Below are 22954 nucleotides of genomic sequence, written 5' to 3'. Positions count from 1 at the left end.
CCGTACGGGCGAACCCGTACCGTAGCGGGGTGACCACAGAACTCGGACTCGGGCCCTTCCCCACCGGGCGGCAGTGGATGCGGGCCCATCCGCTCGCCACCGACGCCGTCCTGGCGCTCGGGGCGCTGGTCTCCATGGTCCTCGGCTCCTTCGTCGACCCGCACGGCCCGCTCGGGCCCGCCTTCCGCACGCGCGCCCCCGAACCCGTCTCCCTGCTGCTGATGCTGCTCGGCGCGGCCGCCCTCGTCTTCCGGCGCCGCGGCCCCCGCACCGTCCTCGCCGTCACCTGCGCGCTCACCCTGGTCGAGCTGGCCACCGGCGAGCCCCGGGCGCCCGTCGCGATGAGCGCGGTCATCGCCCTCTACACCGTCGCCGCCCGCACCGACCGGCCCACCACCTGGCGCACCGGGCTCCTGACGATGGCCGGCCTGACCGGGGTGGCCATGCTGGCGGGGCCGCTGCCCTGGTACGCGCAGGAGAACATCGGGATCTTCGCCTGGACCGGGATGGCGGCGGCCGCCGGCGACGCGGTCCGCAGCCGCCGGGCCTTCGTCGACGCCATCCGCGAACGGGCCGAACGCGCCGAGCGGACCCGCGAGGAGGAGGCCCGGCGGCGGGTCGCCGAGGAGCGGCTGCGCATCGCCCGGGACCTGCACGACGTGGTGGCCCACCACATCGCCCTGGTCAACGTGCAGGCGGGGGTGGCGGCGCACGTCATGGACAAGCGGCCCGACCAGGCCAAGGAGGCCCTGGCACACGTACGGGACGCCAGCCGCTCCGCCCTGAACGAGCTCCGGGCCACGGTCGGCCTGCTCCGCCAGTCCGGCGACCCGGAAGCACCGACGGAGCCCGCGCCGGGACTGGCCGTCCTGGACGAACTCCTCGACACCTTCCGGCACGCGGGCCTCCCGGTCGAGGCCACCGTCCAGCTGGGGGCAGGAGCGTGGACCGGCCCGGACCCGCTGCCGGCGGCGGTGGACCTGGCGGCGTACCGGGTGATCCAGGAGGCCCTGACCAACGTACGCAAGCACGCGGGCCCGGGAGCGCAGGCCGAGGTCAGCGTGGTCCGGGTGGGCGCCTCGGTGGAGGTGACCGTCCTGGACGACGGCGGCGACTCCGCCGACTCCTCCCCCGCCCCGGGCGACCCGGGCGGCGGCCACGGCCTCCTGGGCATGCGCGAACGCGCCACCGCCCTGGGCGGCACCTGCTTCACGGGCCCCCGCTACGGCGGCGGATACCGGGTCCACGCCATCCTGCCGGTGTGAGGGGGCGGGGTGGGGCGGGGTCGGGGTGGGCGGGGCCCCAGCGGGGCGGTCTCAGAGATCGGTTGGGGCTTTCCCGTCAGTCTCATCGTCCTTCCGTGGCGGGCCGGCCTGTCAAGGGCGCTCCCTTCGGTCGCGTCGCTTCGCGATGGCCTTCGGCCACCCTTGACAGACCGTCCCGCCACGGAAAAACGAAGACTGCCGGGAAACCCCCAAAGAAACGGGACGGATGTTCATAGGACATCCGGCCGTATCAGGGACCCTCCGGGGTCGTCGGGGGCCGGCAGACATCCATCCGGCCCCGTCGTGAGGGCAATCGGGGACGACGTACGCGTCAGATCGCTACGCGCTCCTCCCGGCTTAGCGTCCGCCGCCCGTCTGGGGCCGCTGCCCGCACCCAAGGACGACGGGATCGTCATCCGGGGCCGGTGGGCGCCCCAGATCGCTACGCGCTCCTCATTCCTCAGCGTCCGGCGGCCGTCTTGGCTTTCCGACCGCACCAGACGACGAGTGGCAGGGCATCCCAGCCCACGACCACCCCTGGACGCCGAGAAAAGAGAAGCGCGTAGCGATCTGACGCGTAGGTCGTCCCCGCTTGCACCTTGAGGTCTGCCCGGATGCCCGGTCAGGCGACCCCCGACGACCTCGCCTGCTCCCTGACACGGCCGGATGTCTCATGTACATCCGTCCCGTTTCTTTGGGGGTTTCCCGGCAGTCTTCGTTTTTCCGTGGCGGGACGGTCTGTCAAGGGTGGCCGAAGGCCATCGCGCAGCGACGCGACGAAGGAGCGCCCTTGACAGGCCGGCCCGACACGGAAGGACGATGAGACTGACGGGAAAGCCCCAACCCATCTCTGAGACCGCCCCGCCGGGACCCCGCCCACCCCCGACCCCGCCCAGCGCCCCAACCCCACCCCGTCAGCAGGGCTCGCGCCAGGCGTCCAGTTCGTATTTCTTCTTCATCGAGCTCAGTTTCAGGTCCCGGGAGCGGGCGCAGAACTCGTCCGTCGAGAGTTCGTATTCCACGTGGAAGACCGCCTTGTTCGCCTTGATGAAGGGGGTCAGGCTGTCGCATTCCTCGTATTCGGCGCACTGTTCGTTCACCGCGAAGTCGAAGTCGCCGAGCAGCTGCGGGATTTGGTCCAGGTCGTTCTTGAGGCCCACCGACATGCCCCGGTCGTGGGCGAGGCGGGCGATGAGGCGGTTGTAGGTGAGTTGGTCCGAGGCCGTGAGGGGGAAGCCGGTCTTGTTCTTGTAGCCGTCCATGTTGTCCGGTTCGACCGCGTCGAAGCCCTTGTCCCGGCACATGTCGAAGCGCTTGGCCATCAGGGGTTCCAAGGCGGACGTCTGGCGGATGTCCAGCCAGCGTTCGCCCTTCCAGCCGTTGCCCTCTCCCAGGAGGGACTTCGGGAAGGCGTCGGCGTCGGAGCGGAAGTCCTCCCAGGCGCCCGTGGAGATGTAGCAGATGGTCCTCCGGCCGGCCCGTTTCAGGTCCGCCATCTGTTCCTTCGTCGTGTTGAACCCGTCGATGTCGTACACCGGCACCTTCACCGACGTGTCCAGCCTCCCGCTCAGCTGCCACTGCCAGGCCGTCCCCGGCCTGGGCTGCCAGCGACCCCCCGGTGCCGGGGAGGGCTCCGGGGGCGGGGTCTCCCCGTCGTCCCCGTCGTCCGGGCCCGCCGTGCAGGCGGTGAGGAGGAGCAGGCCGGTGACCGCCAGCGCGGCGAAACGCTTCATCCGGCGGGCTCCAGGGCGTACGGGAGGGTCCCCCACGGGTGGGCGCCGGTGCCGGGGACGGCGCAGTGGACGGCCGCGTGCCGTTCGGCGGCCAGTTCGGCCGTCGGGGCGTGCGGCGGGACGGCGTACACGAGGTGGCAGAAGCGGTCGGCGGGGTGGTCGGCGGTCCAGGGGGGCGGGGCGGCGGTGCCGTCGCGGTACGCGTCCCAGGGGCCCTCGAAGGTGACGAGGAGGTCGGCGAGGGCGGCGTAGCCGGGGTGGGGGTGGACGCCGTGGTTGAGGACGAGCGTACGGGCCCCTGCGGCGCGGGCCGCGACGGCGAGCCGGCCGTAGTACGGGAGGAGTTCGGGGCCGGAGGCGGCCTGGTCGAGGAAGGCTCCGTCGGCCTCGTACCAGTCGCGGTGGCGCAACAGGTCCTGGACGACGTCGGCGTGGGGCCGGCGCCCGTAGTCGGTGTCGGTGTAGCCGAGGACGGGCACCCCGGCCTCCCGCAGCCGGGCGGCGACGGCGGCGAACCGCTCGTCGCGTGCGGTGCCCGGCCCGCTGGCGGGGTTGAGGACGACCGAGTGCAGCCGGCCGGCGGAGGCGATGAGCCGTTCCCACGCCTCGGGCCGGTCGGCGGGGTGCTCGTAGAGCGGGACCAGCAGCATGCCGTTCTCTTCCGGGTACGGGGTCATCGGTGGGCGGTCGCACGGCCGAGGAGCAGGCAGACCAGGACGGCCAGCACCCCCGCCGCGGCGCCGGCCACCGCCGGCTGGACCAGCCGGGGCTGGCCGGCGCCGGCCAGCAGGGCCAGGCTCTGGGCGGCGGCCGCGGCGGCGCAGACCACGGCGGCGGGGCGGACGGCGCCGAAGGACTGCAGGAGCAGCCCGGTCCACATCACGGCGCCGAGCAGCAGCAGGGTGGTGACCCGGTCCCAGGTGAGGCCCGGGGCCTGGGGCCACAGCAGGGTTCCGGTGGTGCCGAGCAGGAGCAGCACCGCCAGGTAGGCGGCGAGGCAGCGGGCCAGGGTGGTGAGCATCCGGCGCCGGAACGCCCGGGGTGAGCGGGCCGCGCGGAGCCCGGCCAGGCTGCCGCTGCGGAAGCGGTGCAGCAGCCATTCGGCGGGCCCCATGCTGAGGGTGAGGGCCACGGCCGAGGGGGCGGCGACGGCTTCGGCGGGGCCGCCGGTGAGGACGTCCCCCAGGGCGGCGTACAGCACCAGCAGGCCGGTTCCGAGGCCGAAGACCCCGTAGGGCACCGAGTCGCCGAGGCGGGGCCCGCGCCGGCCGTGTTCCTCCTCGGCCCCGCGCAGCATCCGCCAGCGCACCGCTCCGCCCCCCTCGCCCGGGTGGCGCCGCGTCCAGCCGAGGATCCTGCGCAGGGCGGCCCGTACCCCTTCGGCGAGCGGCAGCTCCCGCAGGGCCAGGGCGCAGGCGGCGGTGAGGGAGACCAGCAGCAGGGCCACCCGCAGCGGCACGGGCGGGTCGGCGAAGAGGGCGAGCACCGATCCGGCGGCCATCGGGGCGAGCGCGGCGAGCAGCAGCCGTTCCCGCCGCAGGACGAGCAGGACGGTCGCGGCGCCCACGTACAGGGCCTGGCCGGCGGCGAAGGCGTAGCTGAACGGGGGGCCGCCCGGGACGGCGAACGCGGCGGCGGTGCCGAGGAGGGCGCCGACGGGGGCGCCGACGAGGAGGGTGCGTCCGGCGGCGGCCCGGTCGCCGAGGCCGAGCCAGGTGTGGGCGCGGTGGGAGAGGGTCTGGTCCCAGACCCAGCCGACGAGGGCTCCGGCGAGCAGGGTGAGGGTGCCGGCGGGCAGTCCGAGCCGGTCGGGGGGGCCTTCGAGGAGGGGTTCGCCCAGGAGGTAGGCGAGGCCGGGGAGGGCGAAGATCAGCCCGCGCAGGAGGCAGGCGGTGAGGGAGACCTTCCAGGGGTCGGGGAGGGCGTCGGGTTCGGGGAAGGAGCGGGGGACGCGGGCGTAGAGCTCCTCGGCGAGGGCGAAGGAGTCGTCGCGGCCGTAGGTGAGGCGGATGTGTTCGTCGGTCATGCCGTCGGATTCGAGGACGGCGGCGATCTCGTCGGGGTGGACGGCCGCGGCGACGAACGCGTCGAGGCGGTCGGCGAGTTCGTCCAGGGGGTCGGCGCCCGCGTCGCGGGGTCCGTGGCCGGGCCTGGGGAGGACGGGCAGGGTGTCGGTGGCGCCGGGGCCGGGGCGGCGGGCGGAGGCCGCGTGGCCGACGTGCACCCAGGGGCCTTCGGGGCCGGGCGGCTTGAGCCAGAGGGATCCGCTCACCACAGGCTCCCGTCGGCCGCGAGTTCCCGGTACCAGGGGTCGGCGAGGCGCTGGGTCCACTGGTCGCCGGGGTGGACGGGCAGGACGGGCTGGCCGGCGAGTTCGCGGTAGATGTGGCGGAAGCCGTCCACGGACTGGTGGAGGGTGAACTTCTCGACGACCCGTTTGCGGGCCATGCGGCCGAGTTCGGCGCGGCGTTCGTCGTCGCGGAGCAGGGCGAGGGTGGCGCGGGCCATGGTCTCGGGTTCGCGGGGCGGGACGACGAGGCCGGTGTCGGCGACGGCCTCGCGGACGCCGCCGACGTCGGTGGAGACGGTGGTGCGGCCGCAGGACATGGCTTCGATGATGCTGAAGGGGAAACCTTCGCTGATGCTGGAGAGCATGACGACGCTGCCGGCGGCGTAGGCCCGGGCGACCTCGGTGATCCGGCCCTCCCAGGTGATGCCGTCGGCGACGCCGAGTTCGGCGGCGAGCTTCTCCAGGCGGAGCTTGTACTCCTCGCAGCCGGCCGGGACGGGGCCGAAGAGGCGCAGGCGCAGGGTGGGCAGTTCCTCGCGCATGAACGCGTAGGCGCGCAGGAGGGTTTCGAGGTCCTTGATGGGGTCGATGCGGCCGCACCAGCTGAGGGTGGGGACCTCGGGTTCGGGGCCGGCCTCGGGGAAGGCGTGCGGGTCGACGCCGTTGTAGACGGTGCGGATCCGCTCGGAGTGGGCGCCTCCGCGTTCCTCCCAGCGGCGGTTGTACTGGTTGCAGGGGGTGATGAGGTCGGCCTGCCGGTAGCCCTCGGAGTTCAGCTCCCGGTAGAAGCCGAGCATCAGGGCCTTGACGGGCCAGCGCTGGGCGGCGGTGCGGTAGCCGAGGTAGCGCTCGCGCAGGTAGATGCCGTGCTCGGTGAGGAGGAAGGGCACCCCGTCGAGGTGCTTGGCGGCGAGGGCCGGGAGGGTGGCCAGACCGCTGCTGACGGCGTGGGCGACGCTGTCGGGCGGGATCCGCACGGCGAGCGGGCGCAGGGCGTGTTCCAGCAGGTCGGTGGCGGTGAGGGCGTCGTGGACGGTGGGGTCGGCGGCGGCGGTGGCCAGGCCGGGGCGGGTCCAGACGTCCATCAGCAGGCGCAGGACGGGTTCGGAGCGCAGGGCCGGGGCGAGGCGGCCGGCGCGGGCGAGGCGGGCCAGTTCGGCCAGGGCCTCGGAGAACCCGCCGTGGTCGGGCCGGATCAGGGAGAGCAGGAAGGTTTCGTAGACCTCGGTGAAGCGGCGGTGGGCCTTGCCGCGGAGGGTGGTGCGGCGGGCCTTCTGGGGCGGCGGGCCCCACAGCGGGACGGAGGTGTGCCGGTAGACGTTGCGCGGCAGCTCCCAGGTGACCGGCTCGCGTCCGGAGCCGGTCAGGGCTATGACGTGGAAGTCGACTTCCGGCATTCCGCGTACCAGTTGGTCGCACCAGGTGCTGACGCCCCCGTGGACGTGCGGGTAGGTGCCTTCGGTGAGCATGGTGACATGACGCCCATGGCTCATGTGCTGAGTCCCCCCAGGACTGAAAAGGGGCCGGCGCCCGTGGTGGGCGGACGCCGGCGCTGGGTACTGCCGGGTGGAGCGGGTGATCGCGGGGCGCCGGGCCCCGCGGTCGGAGCGGGTCGGCGCGTGCGGGTCAGAGCAGGTCAGAGCAGGTGGAGCGTGACCGCGGACTGGAGCAGCTCGGGGCCCGTCCAGGTGGAGCGGGTGCCGGCGTAGGCGGTGCCGAAGTCCGCGGTGCCGAGCAGGAGCTGCTTCTTGGTGCCGTTGGGCGCGGTGACCGGGGCGAGGATTCCGGAGGGCGCCTTGACGGTGACGTCCTTGCCGATGCGGTAGGCGGTGACCTGGCCGGCGTCGACGGCCTTGTTCCAGGCGGCGCGGCGCTGGAGCTCGACGCCGGTGGCCTTCATGCTCTGGTTGACGATGGGCGCGCTGGGCGCGTAGAGGGAGCGGTAGGTGTCGAGGACCTGGTTGAGCACGGGGTAGAGGGTGCGGTCCTCGGCGAGGTTGGTCTGGTGGACGTAGTGCGGCTTGGGGTCGTTGGCGAGGACGTGGCGCAGGGCGGTCTTCGCCTCGGCGGGGACGATGTAGTCCAGGAAGCCGTTGTTGGTGTCCAGCGGGGCGGGCAGGCAGGTGGAGGTGGTGGGGTTGTCCTCGCAGAGGCCGCTGCCGCCGTCGGCGCGGCTGGTGTAGATCCAGTTGTACTCGTCGGCCATCTCGGCGTTGGTGCCGGTGTTGTAGAACACGTTCATGGGGTAGCGGGGGACGGTGAGGGCGGCGCCCACGGCCCGCTGGTCGGGCTCGCGGGAGTTGTCGCTGCCGGCCCACTTGACCCCGTTGTCGGCGAGGGCGCCGGCCAGGTTGGGGTTGTCCTGGGGCTGCTGCGGGAGGGTCTTGAGGCCGGAGTGCTCGCCGGTGACGAGTTCGGCGCGGTCGGTGGGGAGGCCCTTGGCGGCGGCCCAGTTGTTGTTGTCGCGGATCTGCGCGGAGATGTCGGCCCGGCTCATCCAGAGGGTCTGGCCCTGGGCGTCCTTGGTGCAGGTCCAGGGGCTGACGCTGACGTCCTGGGTGCAGCCGAGGAACAGGTGGGTGTAGGTGTGGTTCATCCAGCGGTACTTGGCCTTGTCGGCCAGGAGCTGGGCGGTCAGGGCGTCGGTGCCGCCGTTCTCGGTCTTCCACTCCTCGCCGGCGCCCGCGTTGAAGAGCAGGTCCAGCTTGAAGTCCTTGGAGGTCTGCCACTGCGCCAGGTACTGGGCGTCGGCGGCGGTCATGCGGATCGTCGACTCCTTGCCCTCGCCGCCCGCGCAGGCGTAGTCGCCGGGCGTGCAGTTGAGGGTCTTGTCCCAGCGGGCGTCCGGGGCGAAGACGTCGTCGACGTGGACGGCGAAGTAGTTGCGCTCCTGGCCGAGGTGGACGCCCTGGGTGAGCCATTCGACGATGCCGCGGGCGAGCAGCCGGAACTGCTGCTGGTACTGGTTGTAGCCGAAGGTGACGACGAGCTCGCTGCGCCCGCCGTGGGCGTACTCGCCGACCAGCGAGCCCCGTCCGGAGCCGACGGGGGCGTCCACGTAGCTGGTGTAGCCGGCCATCGGCTTGGCGATGAACCCGTAGCTCTCCGGAATCAGGGGAGAGTTGTCCTCGAAGTTCACTTGACCCCCGAGGTAGCCGAAGGGGCCCGTCTTTCCGGCGGCGGTGACGGCGGCCTGCGTGCCGTCGAGGGTGCCGGTGTAGCCGCCGTTGTCGGTGTATTCCAGGCCGACTTCGGGGTGGGCCCAGGTGTAGGCGTCCACCTGGCGGATCCCGTACGTCGTCTCGTACGCGGTGAGCGCGGCCATCTCGGCGGAGCCGGTGCCGAAGGGGTTCTCGTTCGGCAGGACCACGCCCTGGTACTTGGCGCGCGGCCGGCCGCTGACGGTGTCGCTGAGGAAGGCGGCGTCGATCACCGGGCGGCCGGCGCTGCCCAGGTCGATCCGCGTGAACGGGACCCCGGTGTCGCGGAGTTCGGCGGTGATCGCGCCGACCGAGCTGCCGCCGTCGTCGACGACCAGCACCTTCAGGTCGATCCGCGGTGCCACGGTCGCCGCGTGGGCGGTCGTGGCGGGTACTGCAACCGACATCAGCGCCGCTACGCCCATGGCTGCCGCGGCCCTGTTCATCCGGTTCTTGTTGACCATTTCGGCCTTTCCCCCCGCAGGCGTCCCTCGACTCGGCCCGTGGCGGACGGCCGGGCCGGGGGAGGCGCTGTGGAAATCATGCAAAAGGACCCCGCGTCCTCTTGCGAGAGTGGCTCGATCCTCTCGGACCTCGTCAGGTCTAGGCGGCAAACCTGGAGCAGAGTCCACAGATGGGTGAACCTGATGTCCCGGCTGTCGAACAACTTGACAAACCTTCGAGTGGCGTACGGATGACGGGCTGCGCGTAGGCTCGTTTCCGGCGGCCGTCGGGCCCGAATACGATCGCTGCGGAGCGGCCGGCGACCCCGACGCGACAGAAGCGCCCATATAACACAAACGGAAGCGAGACTTCACCACCGTGACTGCTCTGACTCTCAGCACTGCCGGCGCGGCGACGCTGCGCGCCGACGCCCTCGTGGTCGGCGTGGCGAAGGGCCCGAAGGGGCTCGTCGTGGCCGCCGGCGCGGAGGCCGTGGACACGGCGTTCGACGGAAAGCTCGCCGCCGTGCTCGACGCGCTCGGCGCCTCCGGCGCCGAAGGCGAGATCACGAAGCTGCCCTCCCCGGCCGGCCTCAAGGCCCCGGTCGTGCTGGCGGTCGGCCTGGGCTCCGCGCCCGAGCAGGACCAGTCCTTCGACGAGGAGGCCCTGCGCCGCGCCGCCGGCTCCGCCGCCCGCGCCCTGCACGGCTCCAAGAAGGCCGCCTTCGCCCTGCCCCTGGAGGACGCCTCCGCCGTCACCGCCGTGGCCGAGGGCGCGCTGCTGGGCGCCTACGCCTTCACCTCCTACCAGGGCGGCGAGAAGAAGAACGGCAAGGCCGAGAAGCAGGGCGGCCCGAAGCAGCCGCTGGCCGAGGTGGCCCTGCTCGGCGCCAAGCCGCGCGACAAGGAGCACAAGGCGGCCGCCGAGCGCGCGACGGTCGTCGCCGCCGAGGTCAACGTCGCCCGTGACCTGATCAACACCCCGCCGAACGACCTCACCCCCGCCGCCTTCGCCGCCATCGCCGCGGCGACCGCCAAGGAGCTCGGCCTCAAGGCCCAGGTCCTGGACGAGAAGGCCCTGGTCAAGGGCGGCTACGGCGGCATCATGGGCGTCGGCAAGGGCTCCGAGAACCCGCCGCGCCTGGTCAAGATCGCCTACACCCACCCCGAGGCGGAGAAGCACCTCGCCTTCGTCGGCAAGGGCATCACGTACGACTCGGGCGGCATCTCCCTGAAGCCGGCCGGTCACAACGAGACGATGAAGTGCGACATGTCGGGTGCCGCCGCCGTGTTCTCCTCGGTCGTCGCCGCCGCCAAGCTGGGCCTCAAGGTCAACGTCACGGGCTGGCTCGCCCTCGCCGAGAACATGCCGTCCGGCTCCGCCACCCGTCCCGGTGACGTCCTGCGCATGTACAGCGGCAAGACCGTCGAGGTCCTGAACACGGACGCCGAGGGCCGCCTGGTCCTGGGCGACGCCCTGACCAAGGCCTCCGAGGAGAACCCGGACGCGATCGTCGACGTGGCGACCCTGACCGGCGCCATGGTGCTGGCGCTGGGCGACCGCACCTTCGGCATCATGGCCAACGACGACGCCTTCCGCACCTCGATCCACGAGATCGCCGAGGAGGTCGGCGAGTCCTCCTGGCCGATGCCGCTCCCCGAGGACCTGCGCAAGACCATGGACTCCCCGACGGCCGACATCGCCAACATGGGCGTCCGGATGGGCGGCGGCCTGGTGGCCGGCCTCTTCCTGCAGGAGTTCGTCGGCGAGGGCATCACCTGGGCCCACCTCGACATCGCGGGCCCCGCCTTCCACGAGGGCGCCCCGTACGGCTACACCCCGAAGGGCGGCACCGGCTCCGCCGTCCGCACCCTGGTGCGCCTCGCCGAGCGCACCGCCACCGGCGACCTGGGCTGACCCGCCCCTGCGCCGCCCGCCGCGGGGCACGTCCCACCTGGTGGGACGTGCCCCGCGGCACGCGCCGGGCCCCGGGGACCGGCACCTCGGGCCCCGGGGCGTGTTCGCTCTGGAAGAAATCTTGAGGATCGGTAGGTTTCTACGCCCGGGTAACCCGGACTTCGGGCAGAACGACGGTGCACACCCGGGGCCCGGCGTCCCGCGTTCCCCCGACAAATGCGAAGATGGGTTCTCGGCAGGACAGGGCCCCCACCACAGGGCCGAAGAAACAAGCGGCCGATTACCAGCCGCCGCCCGGTCACAGAGGACCGGTGCCCGGCGCACATGCATGGAGGACGTGACGTGGCGAACGACGCCAGCACCGTTTTCGACCTAGTGATCCTCGGCGGTGGCAGTGGCGGCTACGCCGCGGCACTCCGCGCATCCCAGCTGGGTCTCGACGTTGCGCTGATCGAGAAGAACAAGCTCGGCGGCACCTGCCTGCACAACGGCTGCATCCCCACGAAGGCTCTGCTGCACGCCGGTGAGGTCGCCGACCAGGCGCGCGAAGCCGGACAGTTCGGTGTCAAGGCCTCCTTCGAGGGCATCGACATCGCCGGTGTGCACAAGTACAAGGACGAGGTCATCGCCGGCCTGTACAAGGGTCTGCAGGGCCTGGTCGCCTCCCGCAAGGTGACCTACATCGAGGGTGAGGGCCGCCTGTCCTCCCCGACGTCCGTCGACGTCAACGGCCAGCGCATCCAGGGCCGCCACGTCCTGCTGGCGACCGGCTCCGTGCCGAAGTCCCTGCCCGGCCTGGACATCGACGGCAACCGCATCATCTCCTCGGACCACGCGCTGGTCCTGGACCGCGTGCCCCAGTCCGCGATCATCCTGGGCGGCGGCGTCATCGGCGTCGAGTTCGCCTCGGCGTGGAAGTCCTTCGGCACCGACGTCACCGTCATCGAGGGCCTCAAGCACCTCGTCCCGGTCGAGGACGAGAACAGCTCCAAGATCCTGGAGCGCGCCTTCCGCAAGCGCGGCATCAAGTTCAACCTCGGCACCTTCTTCCAGAAGGCCGAGTACACCGAGTCCGGCGTCCGCGTGACCCTCGCCGACGGCAAGACCTTCGAGGCCGAGGTGCTGCTGGTCGCCATCGGCCGCGGCCCGGTCTCGCAGGGCCTGGGCTACGAGGAGCAGGGCGTCGCGATGGACCGCGGCTACGTCCTGGTCGACGAGTACATGCGCACCAACGTGCCGACCATCTCGGCCGTCGGTGACCTGGTCCCGACCCTCCAGCTCGCGCACGTCGGCTTCGCCGAGGGCATCCTGGTGGCGGAGCGCCTGGCCGGTCTGAAGACCGTTCCGATCGACTACGACGGCGTTCCGCGCGTCACGTACTGCCACCCCGAGGTCGCCTCGGTCGGCATCACCGAGGCGAAGGCCAAGGAGATCTACGGCGCGGACAAGGTCGTGGCCCTGAAGTACAACCTGGCGGGCAACGGCAAGAGCAAGATCCTGAAGACCGCGGGCGAGATCAAGCTCGTCCAGGTCAAGGACGGTGCCGTGGTCGGCGTCCACATGGTCGGTGACCGGATGGGCGAGCAGGTCGGCGAAGCCCAGCTGATCTACAACTGGGAGGCCCTGCCGGCCGAGGTCGCGCAGCTCATCCACGCGCACCCGACCCAGAACGAGGCGCTCGGCGAGGCCCACCTGGCCCTGGCCGGCAAGCCCCTTCACGCACACGACTAATCCACAGTCACGGGCGCGACGACCACTTCCGCACTTTCGTTAGGAGCAACAGAAACCATGCCGGTTTCCGTAACCCTTCCGGCGCTCGGTGAGAGCGTCACCGAGGGCACTGTCACCCGTTGGCTGAAGGCCGAGGGCGAGCGCGTCGAGGCCGACGAGCCGCTGCTCGAAGTCTCGACCGACAAGGTCGACACCGAGATCCCCTCCCCCGTTTCGGGCATCCTCGCGTCCATCAAGGTCGCCGAGGACGAGACGGTCGAGGTCGGTGCCGAGCTCGCGATCATCGACGACGGCTCGGGCGCCGCTGCCCCGGCCGCCGCTCCGGCCGCCGAGCCCGCCGCCGCCCCGGCGCCGGTCGCCGAGGCCCCGGCCGCCCCCGCACCGGCCGAGACCCCGGCCGCCCCGGCCCCCGCCGCCGCCGCTCCGGCCGCGTCCGGCACCGATGTCGTGCTCCCCGCGCTGGGCGAGTCCGTCACCGAGGGCACCGTCACCCGCTGGCTGAAGGAGGTCGGTGAGTCGGTCGAGGCCGACGAGCCGCTGCTGGAGGTCTCCACGGACAAGGTCGACACCGAGATCCCGGCGCCGGTTTCCGGCACCCTGCTGGAGATCCTGGTGGCCGAGGACGAGACCGCCGAGGTCGGCGCCCGTCTGGCCGTCATCGGTGTCGCGGGCGCCGCCCCGGCCGCTGCCCCGGCTCCGGCGGCCGCTGCCCCGGCTCCGGCCGCCGCCGCCCCGGCTCCGGCCGCTCCGGCTCCGGCCGCTCCGGCTCCGGCCGCTCCGGCTCCGGCCGCTCCGGCTCCGGCCGCTCCGGCTCCGGTCGCCCCGGCGGCTCCGGTGGCCGCTCCGGCCCCCGTGGCCCCGGCCGCTCCGGCCGCCCCCGCCGCCCCGGCCCCGGCCGGTGACGAGGGCGCCTACGTGACCCCGCTGGTGCGCAAGCTCGCCTCGGAGTCCGGCGTCAACCTGGCGACGGTCACGGGCACCGGTGTCGGTGGCCGTATCCGCAAGCAGGACGTCCTGGCCGCCGCCGAGGCCGCCAAGGCCGCCGCCGCCCCGGCTCCGGCCGCCGCTGCGGCCCCGGCCGCCGCCAAGGCTCCGGCCGCGGTGTCCGAGCTGCGCGGTCAGACGGTCAAGATGACCCGCATGCGCAAGGTCATCGGCGACAACATGATGAAGGCCCTGCACTCGCAGGCGCAGCTCAGCTCCGTGGTCGAGGTGGACATCACCAAGATCATGAAGCTGCGCGAGAAGGCCAAGGCCGGCTTCCTCGCCCGCGAGGGCGTCAAGCTGTCCCCCATGCCGTTCTTCGTCAAGGCCGCGGCCCAGGCGCTGAAGGCCCACGCGGTCGTCAACGCCCGGATCAACGACGACGAGGGCACCATCACCTACTTCGACTCGGAGAACATCGGCATCGCCGTGGACTCCGAGAAGGGCCTGATGACCCCGGTCATCAAGGGTGCAGGTGACCTCAACCTGGCGGGCATCTCCAAGGCGACCGCCGACCTGGCCGCCAAGGTCCGTGGCAACAAGATCACCCCGGACGAGCTGTCCGGCGCGACCTTCACCATCAGCAACACCGGCTCGCGCGGTGCGCTGTTCGACACGGTGATCGTTCCGCCGAACCAGGTCGCGATCCTGGGCATCGGTGCCACGGTCAAGCGCCCGGTGGTCATCGAGACCGAGGAGGGCACCGTCATCGGCGTCCGCGACATGACGTACCTGACCCTGTCCTACGACCACCGCCTGGTGGACGGCGCGGACGCGGCCCGGTACCTCACCGCCGTGAAGGCGATCCTGGAGGCCGGCGAGTTCGAGGTCGAGCTCGGCCTCTGAGGCCACGGCGCGCAGGGATCTGCCGCTTGCGGCGCCCCCGTCCGGATTCGTCCGGGCGGGGGCGCCGTCGTTGTAACGAGCCTCACCCTGCGTCCCTGACCACGAACGCATCGGAGCAGGCCACGGCGGCCTTATTGTCTAGGCATCAGGCCCCGCGTGTCCGCACACACAGGAGTTGAACCCCGATGATCACCCCACCCGTCGTGCACTCGCTGCGCGAGCAGATCCGCGAGCACATCGTGGAGGGGATCGTCAGCGGCCGCTGGAAGCCCGGTGAGCGGATCGTCGAGCGCCGGATCGCGGTCGAGCTGGAGGTCAGCCAGACGCCCGTACGGGAGGCCCTGCGCGAGCTGGAGACGCTGCGGCTGATCGAGTCGGCGCCGAACAAGGGCGTGCGCGTGCGCAACCTCTCGGCGGCCGACCTGGAGGAGATCTACCCGGTCCGGGCCGGGCTGGAGCAGATCGCGGCCGAGCTGGCCGCGCCGCGGCTGGCGGCCGACTGCTCGGCGCTGGAGCCGCACGTGGCGGCCCTGTGGGAGGCCGACCGGATCCAGGACGGCACGGCGCAGGTGCGGCACACGGTGGGCTTCCACCGGGAGCTGGTGCGGGCAGCGGGCAACAGCGTGCTGCTGCACACCTGGGAGAGCCTGGGGATCGAGGTCTTCACCGCGCTGTCGATCCGGTGGCTGGGAACCGTCCAGAAGTCGTACGCCGAGGAACACGAGGCCCTCGTCGCGGCGTTCCGCAGCCAGGACCCGGACATCGGCGTGCTGGTGAAGCGGCATGTCCTGGGCTGCGCCCCGCGGAGCGCCTGACCCTCTCTCCACCCCGTCTGACCTGCGGTTTTCAGTGATCCTCCAGGGGATCGTCAGCGCTTTGGCGTGTACTGATGAAACCGGCACCGGGTGCCTGAGTTCATGGCACCGGGTGCCGACTTTTGCCCGAGTGTCGAATATTCGTCACTTTTATTTGATCGATCATCGATCAGGGATTTACAGTCACTGCGGGCCCCAACCCGGGTCCTTCGGCCCTGTCCTGCCCGTCAGGGTTTTTCTTCACCACCTCCTCTCCTTTGTCCGGAAGGCGGCGCACACCGATGTCCGACCCCGTAGGAAAGCTTCCGAGCGAGCTCGACCAGCTCCCGGACCGCGACACCGAAGAGACCGCCGAATGGGCGGCCTCCCTCGACGCCGTCGCCAAGGCCGCCGGTACGCGCCGCGCCGAATACCTGCTCCGCCGTACGCTCCAGCACGCCGAGGCCGCCGGCCTGGCCCTGCCGAAGCTGCTGGAGACGGACTACGTCAACACCATCCCCACCTCCGCCGAGCCCGAGTTCCCGGGTGACGAGGAGATGGAAGCCAAGATCACCGCCTGGAACCGCTGGAACGCGGCCGCCATGGTGACCCGCGGCTCCAAGTACGGCGTCGGCGGCCACATCGCCACCTTCGCCTCGGCGGCCTGGCTCTACGAGACCGGCTTCCAGCACTTCTTCCGCGGGAAGGAGGCCGACGGATCGGGCGACCAGCTCTACATCCAGGGCCACGCCTCCCCCGGCATCTACGCCCGTGCCTTCCTCGACGGGCGCATCTCCGAGCAGCAGCTCGACAACTTCCGCCAGGAGTCCGGCGGCAACGGCCTGCCGTCCTACCCGCACCCGCGGCGCCTGCCGTGGCTGTGGGAGTTCCCCACGGTCTCCATGGGCCTCGGCCCGCTCTCCGCGATCTACCAGGCGCGCTTCAACCGCTACCTGCAGAACCGGAACATCAAGGACACCGCCAACTCGCACGTCTGGGCCTTCCTCGGCGACGGCGAGATGGACGAGCCCGAGTCGACCGCCGCCCTGGCCCTGGCCTCCCGCGAGCAGCTCGACAACCTGACGTTCGTCATCAACTGCAACCTGCAGCGCCTCGACGGCCCGGTCCGCGCCAACTTCCGCGTGGTCCAGGAGCTGGAGGCCCAGTTCCGCGGTGCCGGCTGGAACGTCATCAAGACTCTGTGGGGCTCCGCCTGGGACGAGCTGTTCCAGCTCGACACCACGGGCGCCCTGGTCCGCCGCATCCGCGAGGTGCCGGACGCGCAGTTCCAGACGTACGCGACCCGCGACGTGGCCTACATCCGCCAGCACTTCTTCGGCGCCAACGCCGAGCTCGTCCAGCTGGCCGGCGTGCTGTCCGACGCGAAGATCGCCGAGTGCTTCCACTCCTCGCGCGGCGGCCACGAGCCCCGCAAGGTCTACGCCGCGTACAAGGCCGCCCTGGCGCACAAGGGCGCGCCGACGGTGATCCTGGCGCAGACGGTCAAGGGCCACACGCTGGGTGCCGGGTTCGAGTCGAAGAACGCGAACCACCAGATGAAGAAGCTGACGGTCGACGAGTTCAAGGACATGCGCGACCTCCTCGGCCTCCCGATCCCGGACAGCGCCTTCGTCGACGGCAAGGTCCCCTACGGCCACCCGGGCGCGGACAGCCCCGAGGTGCGCTACCTCCAGGAGCGCCGCGCGGCCCTCGGCGGCCCCGCCCCGGCCCGCAAGGTCCACCACGTGGCCCTGCCGGCCCCGGCCGACCGCTCCTTCGCCCCGCTGATCAAGGGCTCCGGCAAGCAGGAGATGGCCACCACCATGGCCTTCGTCCGCCTCGTCAAGGACCTGATGCGGGACAAGGAGACCGGCAAGCGCTGGGTGCCGATCGTCCCCGACGAGGCCCGTACCTTCGGTATGGAGTCCCTGTTCCCGTCGGCCGGCATCTACTCGCCGCTGGGCCAGACGTACGAGCCGGTCGACCGCGACCAGCTGATGTACTACAAGGAGGCCAAGGACGGCCAGATCCTCAACGAGGGGATCACCGAGGCCGGCGCCATGGCCGACTTCATCGCCGCCTGCACGTCGTACGCGACGCACGGCGAGCCGATGATCCCGTTCTACATCTTCTACTCGATGTTCGGCTGGCAGCGCACCGCCGACCAGATGTGGCAGCTCGCCGACCAGCTCGGCAAGGGCTTCATCGTCGGCGCCACGGCCGGCCGCACCACCCTGACGGGTGAGGGCCTCCAGCACGCGGACGGCCACTCGCACCTGATCGCGTCCACGAACCCGGCGTCGCTCAACTACGACCCGGCCTTCGCGTACGAGATCGCGGTGATCGTCAAGGACGGTCTGAAGCGGATGTACGGGGAGAACCCCGAGGACGTCTTCTACTACCTGACGGTCTACAACGAGCCGAAGGTCCAGCCGGCCATGCCCGAGGGCGTGGAGGAGGGCATCCTCAGGGGCCTGTACCGCTTCAACACGGCCGCCGCCCTGGAGGCCGCCCCGGCCGCCGACGCCCCGAAGATCCAGCTCATGGCCTCGGGCACGGCGATCCACTGGGTCCTGGAGGCGCAGCGGCTGCTGGCCGCCGACTGGAACGTGGCCGCCGACGTGTGGTCCGCCACCTCGTGGGGCGAGCTGCGCCGCGACGCGCTGGAGTGCGACGAGGCCCTGCTGCGCGGCGAGGAGCGCACCCCGTACGTCACCCGCGTGCTGGAGGGCGCCCCGGGCCCGGTCCTGGCGGTGTCCGACTGGATGCGCCAGGTCCCGGACCAGATCAGCCAGTGGGTCCCGCAGGACTACACCTCGCTGGGCACGGACGGCTTCGGCCTCTCCGACACCCGCGAGGGCGCCCGCCGCCACTTCGGCGTCGACGCGCAGTCCATCACGGTCGCGGCCCTGGCCCAGCTGGCCCGCCGCGGCGAGGTCCCGGCGTCGGCCGTCAAGGAGGCCCGGGAGCGCTACGGCCTCTGAGCCGCCGGCGACCGGAACACCACAGCGCCGAAGGCCGGTGCCCACCCCTGCGGGGGTCGGGCACCGGCCTTTGGCCGTATGCGCGGTGGCGGTGCGGGGGTGGAGCCCGGATGCTGTATTCCGTGATGGACGAGACGGAGTTCTGGGAGATCGTCGACCGTACCCGCGAGGCCGCCGACGGCGACCCCGAGGAGCATGCCGAGCTGCTCGTGGAACGGCTGGCGCAGCTGGACCCCGACTCCGTGCTGGACTTCGCGCGACATTTCGAGTCCCGGTACAACCGGGCGTACACCTGGGACCTGTGGGGGGCGGCGTGGGTGCTGCTCGACGGGGCCAGCGACGACGCGTTCGACTACTTCCGGTGCTGGCTGATCGGGCAGGGCCGGGAGGTCTTCGAGGGCGGGGTGCACGATCCGGACCAGCTGGCGGAGCTGCTGGGCGAGTTCGACGAGGAGATCGACGGCGACGGCGAGGAGCTGGGGTACGCGGCCGACGAGGCGTACGAGCAGCTGACCGGGGCGGTGGCGCCGGACCTGGGGATCCCGTTGCAGGCGGAGGAGCCGGAGGGCGCCCCGCTGGACTTCGAGGACGAAGCCGTGCTCGCGGAGCGCTTCCCCCGGCTGTGGGACCGCTTCAGGGGCTGAGCCGGCTCAGTAGTGCGTGCCGCCGTCGATGCGGATCTCGGTGCCGGTGATGAAGGCGCCGTCCTCGGAGCCGAGCATCGCGACGACGCCGGCGACGGTCTGGGGGCCGGCGAAGCCCTGGCCGAGGGCCGGGGCCAGCTTGGTGAAGAGGGACCAGTCGGTGTCCTCGGGCAGGCCCGGGCCGGTGCCGGTGGTCATGCCGCTCTCGATGGAGCCGGGGGCGACGGAGACGAAGCGCAGGCCCTGCTTGCTGTACTCGGCGGCGAGGGCGTGGGTCATCGACTGGATGCCGCCCTTGCTGGCCGCGTAGGCGGACATGTAGGGGTGCGCGAAGCTCGCCGAGGTGGAGCTGAAGTTCACGACGACCGGCTGGTCGCCGGCCAGGAGGGCGGGGAGGGACTCGCGGATCATCAGGAAGGTGCCGGTCAGGTTGACCGCGATGACCTTGTTCCAGAAGTCCAGGGTGGTCTGGTGGGTGTGCGCGGAGCGCAGGATGCCCGCCGCGTTGACCAGTACGTCCAGGCCGCTGCCGCCGAGGGCGTCGACGGCGGCCGCGACGCCCTCCTTGACCGAGGCCTCGTCGGATATGTCCAGGACGGCGGTGGTCAGCCGGCCGCCGTGCCCGTCGGCCGCGGCCTGCTCGGCGGTGGCCTTCAGGCCGGCTTCGTTCACGTCCACGGCGTGGACGCGGCCGCCCTCGGAGAGAATGCGGTGCATGGTGGCCCGGCCGATGCCGGAGCCGCCGCCGGTGATGAGGACACGACGTCCTTCGTAACGGTTCATGGGCGCAGCGTACCGAGAAGATGACACGTTTTGCCAGACTGGCATCGATTGCATCCATCTGATCTGACTGGCGGTACGCTTCACCCGTGAGATCTCCCCGTCCGTACGCCCCCCAGAGCGGTTCCGGAACCCCGTCGCTGACGGAGCGCCGCAAGGCGGCCACCCAGCTCGACATCGCCCGCGCCGCCTGCGCGCTCTTCGCCGCGCACGGCCCCGACGGGACCACCGCCGAGGACATCGCCCACCGGGCGGGGGTCGCGCTGCGCACGTTCTACCGCTACTTCCGCAACAAGCAGGAGGCCGTGGCCCCGCTACTGGCGGGCGGCGGCGACGCCTGGCGGGCGCTGCTCGCCGAGGAGGACCCCGCCACCCCGCTGGCGCAGGCCCTGGAGCGGGCCGTCACCCGGGCCCTGAGCGACTCCAAGGCCGTGGAGGAGGGCCTGGAGGTCACCCGCGGCCTGCTGCGGGCGGCCGCGACGGACGAGGCCCTGCGCGCCGTCTGGTACCGGGTGAACCAGGAGTCCGAGGAGCGGCTGGTCCCGATCGTGGCCCGGCTCGCGGGCCCGGAGGCGGACGGGATGTCCGTACGCCTGGTGTCGGCGGCCGCCACCGACGCGATCCGGGTCGCCCTGGAGCTGTGGTCCGCCGGCGACGCCCCCGTCTCCGGCCCGGGCTCCCCCGCCGACCTGGCGGTGCGCTGCCTGCGCGAGCTGACCGGCGCGATGCCCCTGCTCCGCTGAGCGCGGGGCAGGGGCACCGGGTGGAATACGGGGGGTCGGGCTCGGTCAGCGCCAGCCGCCCCAGTCGTGGTACCAGTTGGCGTTGTCCCAGCGGCCCCAGTCGCTGTCGCTCCAGTTGCCGTGGTGACGCCAGTGGCCGTTGTTGCCGCAGTCGTCGTCATCGTCCCAGTTGTTGGCCCAGCGGGAGTGACTCGAACGGTTCCAGTTGCCGTCGTGGTCGTGGGCGGACGCGCTGCTCAGGGGCAGCAGGGCCAGGGTGAGTCCGGCACCGCCCGCGACGACGGCTCCGATGATCCTACGGCGCATCATGATGCACCTCCGAACATATTTCGCTTATCGGGCTTATCGGGCCTTTAGGTCCCCCTCAACCGTTACTCCGGTCGGGCGGCCTGTCAAAAGCAGGAGGCCCCCCGCCGCTCTTCGAAGAGAGCGGCGGGGGGCCTCCCAGCAGGCACGATCCCGCTGCGCGGGCCGGCTCCGACTTTTTTTACAGGTCGAAGTAGAGCTCGAACTCGTGCGGGTGCGGACGCTGGGCGATCGGGGCGATCTCGTGCGTGCGCTTGTAGTCGATCCAGGTCTCGATCAGGTCGGGGGTGAAGACACCGCCGGCCAGGAGGTACTCGTGGTCCTCCTCCAGGGCCTTGAGGACGTCCTCCAGGCTGGTCGGGACCTGCGGGACGTTCGCGTGCTCGTCCGGGGAGAGCTCGTAGAGGTCCTTGTCGATCGGCTCCATCGGCTCGATCTTGTTCTTGATGCCGTCGAGGCCCGCGAGGAGCAGCGCCGAGAAGGCGAGGTACGGGTTCGAGGACGGGTCCGGCGCGCGGAACTCGACGCGCTTGGCCTTCGGGTTCGATCCCGTGATCGGGATGCGCATGGCGGCGGAGCGGTTGCGCTGCGAGTACACCATGTTGACCGGCGCCTCGAAGCCCGGCACCAGGCGGTGGTACGAGTTCACCGTCGGGTTGGTGAAGGCGAGCAGCGACGGGGCGTGCTTGAGGATGCCGCCGATGTAGTAGCGGGCGGTGTCCGACAGGCCCGCGTAGCCGGCCTCGTCGTAGAAGAGCGGCTCGCCGCCGGCCCACAGGGACTGGTGGACGTGCATGCCCGAGCCGTTGTCGCCGAAGATCGGCTTCGGCATGAAGGTCGCGGTCTTGCCGTTGCGCCAGGCGACGTTCTTCACGATGTACTTGAAGAGCATCAGGTCGTCGGCCGCGGCCAGCAGCGTGTTGAACTTGTAGTTGATCTCGGCCTGGCCGCCGGTGCCGACCTCGTGGTGCTGGCGCTCGACCTGGAGGCCCTGGGCGTCCAGTTCGAGGGAGATCTCGGCGCGCAGGTCGGCGAAGTGGTCGACCGGGGCGACCGGGAAGTAACCGCCCTTGTAGCGGACCTTGTAGCCGCGGTTGTTCTCCTCGGAACCGGTGTTCCAGGCGCCGGCCTCGGAGTCGATGTGGTAGAAGCCCTCGTTCGCGGAGGTCGCGAAGCGCACGCTGTCGAACACGTAGAACTCGGCCTCGGGGCCGAAGAACGCGGTGTCGGCGATGCCGGTGGAGGCGAGGTAGGCCTCGGCCTTCTTGGCGATGTTGCGCGGGTCGCGGCTGTAGGCCTCACCCGTGATCGGGTCGTGGATGAAGAAGTTGATGTTCAGCGTCTTGTCACGGCGGAAGGGGTCCAGACGCGCGGTCGAGATGTCGGCGCGCAGCGCCATGTCCGACTCGTGGATGGCCTGGAAGCCGCGGATCGAGGAGCCGTCGAAGGCGAGCTCCTCCGCCGGGTCGAACGCACGCGCCGGGATCGTGAAGTGCTGCATGACACCGGGCAGGTCACAGAAGCGGACGTCGACGAACTTGACGTCGTTCTCCTCGATGTACTGCTTCACTTCTTCGGCGTTCTTGAACATCCAAGTCCTCCTACTCCCGGTCCCGGGGCAGGGACGGGCTGTATAGCTCGTGGCGCGTCAGTGCGGTGCCGCACGCTGACCCGACCTTAAGCAGACGGGATTTCCCAAGCATGACCCATTTGTTTCGCACAAGTTAACCAGGGTCCCGTCCAGGTCCCGTCGAAGCGCACCGGTACCGTGGTGGAGTGGACAACAGGCAAGCAATCGGTTCCTGGATCTCCGGCCCCCGCGCGGCCGCCGAGGAGATGGGCGTCGACTTCGGCTATCCGGGCCAGCAGCTCGGCCTGCCGCAGTCGGGGCCCGGCTCCGTGGCCCGTTTCGGGCGCCGGCTCGGCGCGGTGGCCATCGACTGGATCGGCTGCCAGCTGATCGCATACGGCCTCGTCACCCATGGCGACCTGGCCTCGGCGGGCAACTGGACGCTGGGTCTCTTCGTGGTCCTGTCGGTCCTGACCGTGGGCACGGTGGGCTTCACCCCCGGCAAGCGGATTCTCGGCCTCCGGGTGATCGCGCAGCACGGCGGCCGCCTCGGCCTGCCCCGCGTGGTGCTCCGTACGGTGCTGCTGGCCCTGGTCATCCCGGCGCTGGTCTGGGACCGGGACGGCCGCGGACTGCACGACCGGCTCTCGGGCGCGGTCCAGGTCCGGATCTGACCCGCGGCGGCGGTACACGAACGGGAGCGCCCCGCGGGCCGTCGGCTCG

The 22954-nt window shown here is 71.5% G+C and carries 17 protein-coding genes; 9 read left to right on the top strand and 8 right to left on the bottom strand.

What is annotated here, in order from left to right:
- Positions 1-77: 77 nt before the first annotated feature.
- On the top strand, positions 78-1265 hold the full coding sequence (locus ACZ5NJ_RS32785) for a sensor histidine kinase (RefSeq protein WP_468769846.1): 1188 nt from the start codon (positions 78-80) through the stop codon (positions 1263-1265).
- Positions 1266-2179: 914 nt separating this feature from the next.
- On the opposite strand, the gene ACZ5NJ_RS32780 is transcribed toward ACZ5NJ_RS32785, so the two are convergent.
- The 5 genes from ACZ5NJ_RS32780 to ACZ5NJ_RS32760 form a co-directional block, all read right to left on the bottom strand.
- Positions 2180-2998, bottom strand: a complete 819-nt coding sequence (locus ACZ5NJ_RS32780; protein ID WP_468769762.1) for an endo alpha-1,4 polygalactosaminidase — start codon at positions 2996-2998, stop codon at positions 2180-2182.
- A complete protein-coding gene (locus tag ACZ5NJ_RS32775; RefSeq protein ID WP_468769760.1) occupies positions 2995-3675 on the bottom strand; it encodes a spherulation-specific family 4 protein in 681 nt (226 codons plus the stop codon). Before ACZ5NJ_RS32775 ends, ACZ5NJ_RS32780 begins: the two co-directional genes overlap by 4 nt.
- Positions 3672-5270, bottom strand: a complete 1599-nt coding sequence (locus ACZ5NJ_RS32770) for a hypothetical protein (RefSeq protein ID WP_468769758.1) — start codon at positions 5268-5270, stop codon at positions 3672-3674. Before ACZ5NJ_RS32770 ends, ACZ5NJ_RS32775 begins: the two co-directional genes overlap by 4 nt.
- Entirely contained in the window at positions 5267-6781 is a 1515-nt protein-coding gene (gene pelF / locus ACZ5NJ_RS32765; protein ID WP_468769756.1) for a GT4 family glycosyltransferase PelF, read from the bottom strand. The genes ACZ5NJ_RS32770 and pelF overlap by 4 nt, the downstream gene beginning before the upstream one ends.
- 143 nt (positions 6782-6924) lie before the next feature.
- On the bottom strand, positions 6925-8952 hold the full coding sequence (locus tag ACZ5NJ_RS32760; RefSeq protein ID WP_468769755.1) for a hypothetical protein: 2028 nt from the start codon (positions 8950-8952) through the stop codon (positions 6925-6927).
- Between the two features lie 358 nt (positions 8953-9310).
- On the opposite strand from ACZ5NJ_RS32760, the gene ACZ5NJ_RS32755 reads away from it, so the two are divergent.
- The 6 genes from ACZ5NJ_RS32755 to ACZ5NJ_RS32730 all read left to right on the top strand — a co-directional run bounded on the left by ACZ5NJ_RS32755 (position 9311) and on the right by ACZ5NJ_RS32730 (position 18832).
- Positions 9311-10849, top strand: a complete 1539-nt coding sequence (locus ACZ5NJ_RS32755; RefSeq protein ID WP_468769753.1) for a leucyl aminopeptidase — start codon at positions 9311-9313, stop codon at positions 10847-10849.
- 342 nt (positions 10850-11191) lie between these two features.
- The gene (gene lpdA / locus ACZ5NJ_RS32750) at positions 11192-12580 is read left to right on the top strand and encodes a dihydrolipoyl dehydrogenase (protein ID WP_045950452.1); all 1389 of its coding nucleotides are present in this window, start codon (positions 11192-11194) and stop codon (positions 12578-12580) included.
- A 57-nt stretch (positions 12581-12637) separates the two neighbouring features.
- Positions 12638-14410, top strand: coding sequence for a 2-oxoglutarate dehydrogenase, E2 component, dihydrolipoamide succinyltransferase (gene sucB / locus ACZ5NJ_RS32745; protein ID WP_468769752.1), 1773 nt, complete (start codon positions 12638-12640; stop codon positions 14408-14410).
- A gap of 188 nt (positions 14411-14598) precedes the next feature.
- A complete protein-coding gene (locus ACZ5NJ_RS32740) occupies positions 14599-15225 on the top strand; it encodes a GntR family transcriptional regulator (RefSeq protein WP_395514045.1) in 627 nt (208 codons plus the stop codon).
- 281 nt (positions 15226-15506) lie between these two features.
- Positions 15507-18188 (top strand): pyruvate dehydrogenase (acetyl-transferring), homodimeric type, encoded by a 2682-nt coding sequence (gene aceE / locus ACZ5NJ_RS32735; RefSeq protein WP_468769750.1) that lies wholly within the window; start codon positions 15507-15509, stop codon positions 18186-18188.
- 125 nt (positions 18189-18313) lie between these two features.
- A complete protein-coding gene (locus ACZ5NJ_RS32730) occupies positions 18314-18832 on the top strand; it encodes a DUF4240 domain-containing protein (RefSeq protein ID WP_468769843.1) in 519 nt (172 codons plus the stop codon).
- Positions 18833-18838: 6 nt separating this feature from the next.
- Here ACZ5NJ_RS32730 and ACZ5NJ_RS32725 read toward each other — a convergent pair whose 3' ends face one another.
- Positions 18839-19615 (bottom strand): SDR family NAD(P)-dependent oxidoreductase, encoded by a 777-nt coding sequence (locus ACZ5NJ_RS32725; protein ID WP_468769748.1) that lies wholly within the window; start codon positions 19613-19615, stop codon positions 18839-18841.
- 86 nt (positions 19616-19701) lie between these two features.
- On the opposite strand from ACZ5NJ_RS32725, the gene ACZ5NJ_RS32720 reads away from it, so the two are divergent.
- The gene (locus tag ACZ5NJ_RS32720; protein ID WP_468769746.1) at positions 19702-20355 is read left to right on the top strand and encodes a TetR/AcrR family transcriptional regulator; all 654 of its coding nucleotides are present in this window, start codon (positions 19702-19704) and stop codon (positions 20353-20355) included.
- Positions 20356-20400: 45 nt separating this feature from the next.
- Here ACZ5NJ_RS32720 and ACZ5NJ_RS32715 read toward each other — a convergent pair whose 3' ends face one another.
- Positions 20401-20664, bottom strand: a complete 264-nt coding sequence (locus ACZ5NJ_RS32715; protein ID WP_468769745.1) for a hypothetical protein — start codon at positions 20662-20664, stop codon at positions 20401-20403.
- 178 nt (positions 20665-20842) lie between these two features.
- Entirely contained in the window at positions 20843-22252 is a 1410-nt protein-coding gene (gene glnA, locus ACZ5NJ_RS32710) for a type I glutamate--ammonia ligase (protein WP_395513981.1), read from the bottom strand.
- A 185-nt stretch (positions 22253-22437) separates the two neighbouring features.
- On the opposite strand from glnA, the gene ACZ5NJ_RS32705 reads away from it, so the two are divergent.
- Positions 22438-22905: an RDD family protein gene (locus ACZ5NJ_RS32705; RefSeq protein ID WP_468769743.1), complete on the top strand. Its 468-nt coding sequence runs from the start codon at positions 22438-22440 to the stop codon at positions 22903-22905.
- Positions 22906-22954: the final 49 nt, after the last annotated feature.

Source organism: Streptomyces sp. NPDC032091, from assembly GCF_055580265.1.
The sequence above is the reverse complement of the archived record's forward strand: the minus strand, read 5'-3'. Positions and strand labels throughout refer to the sequence as shown.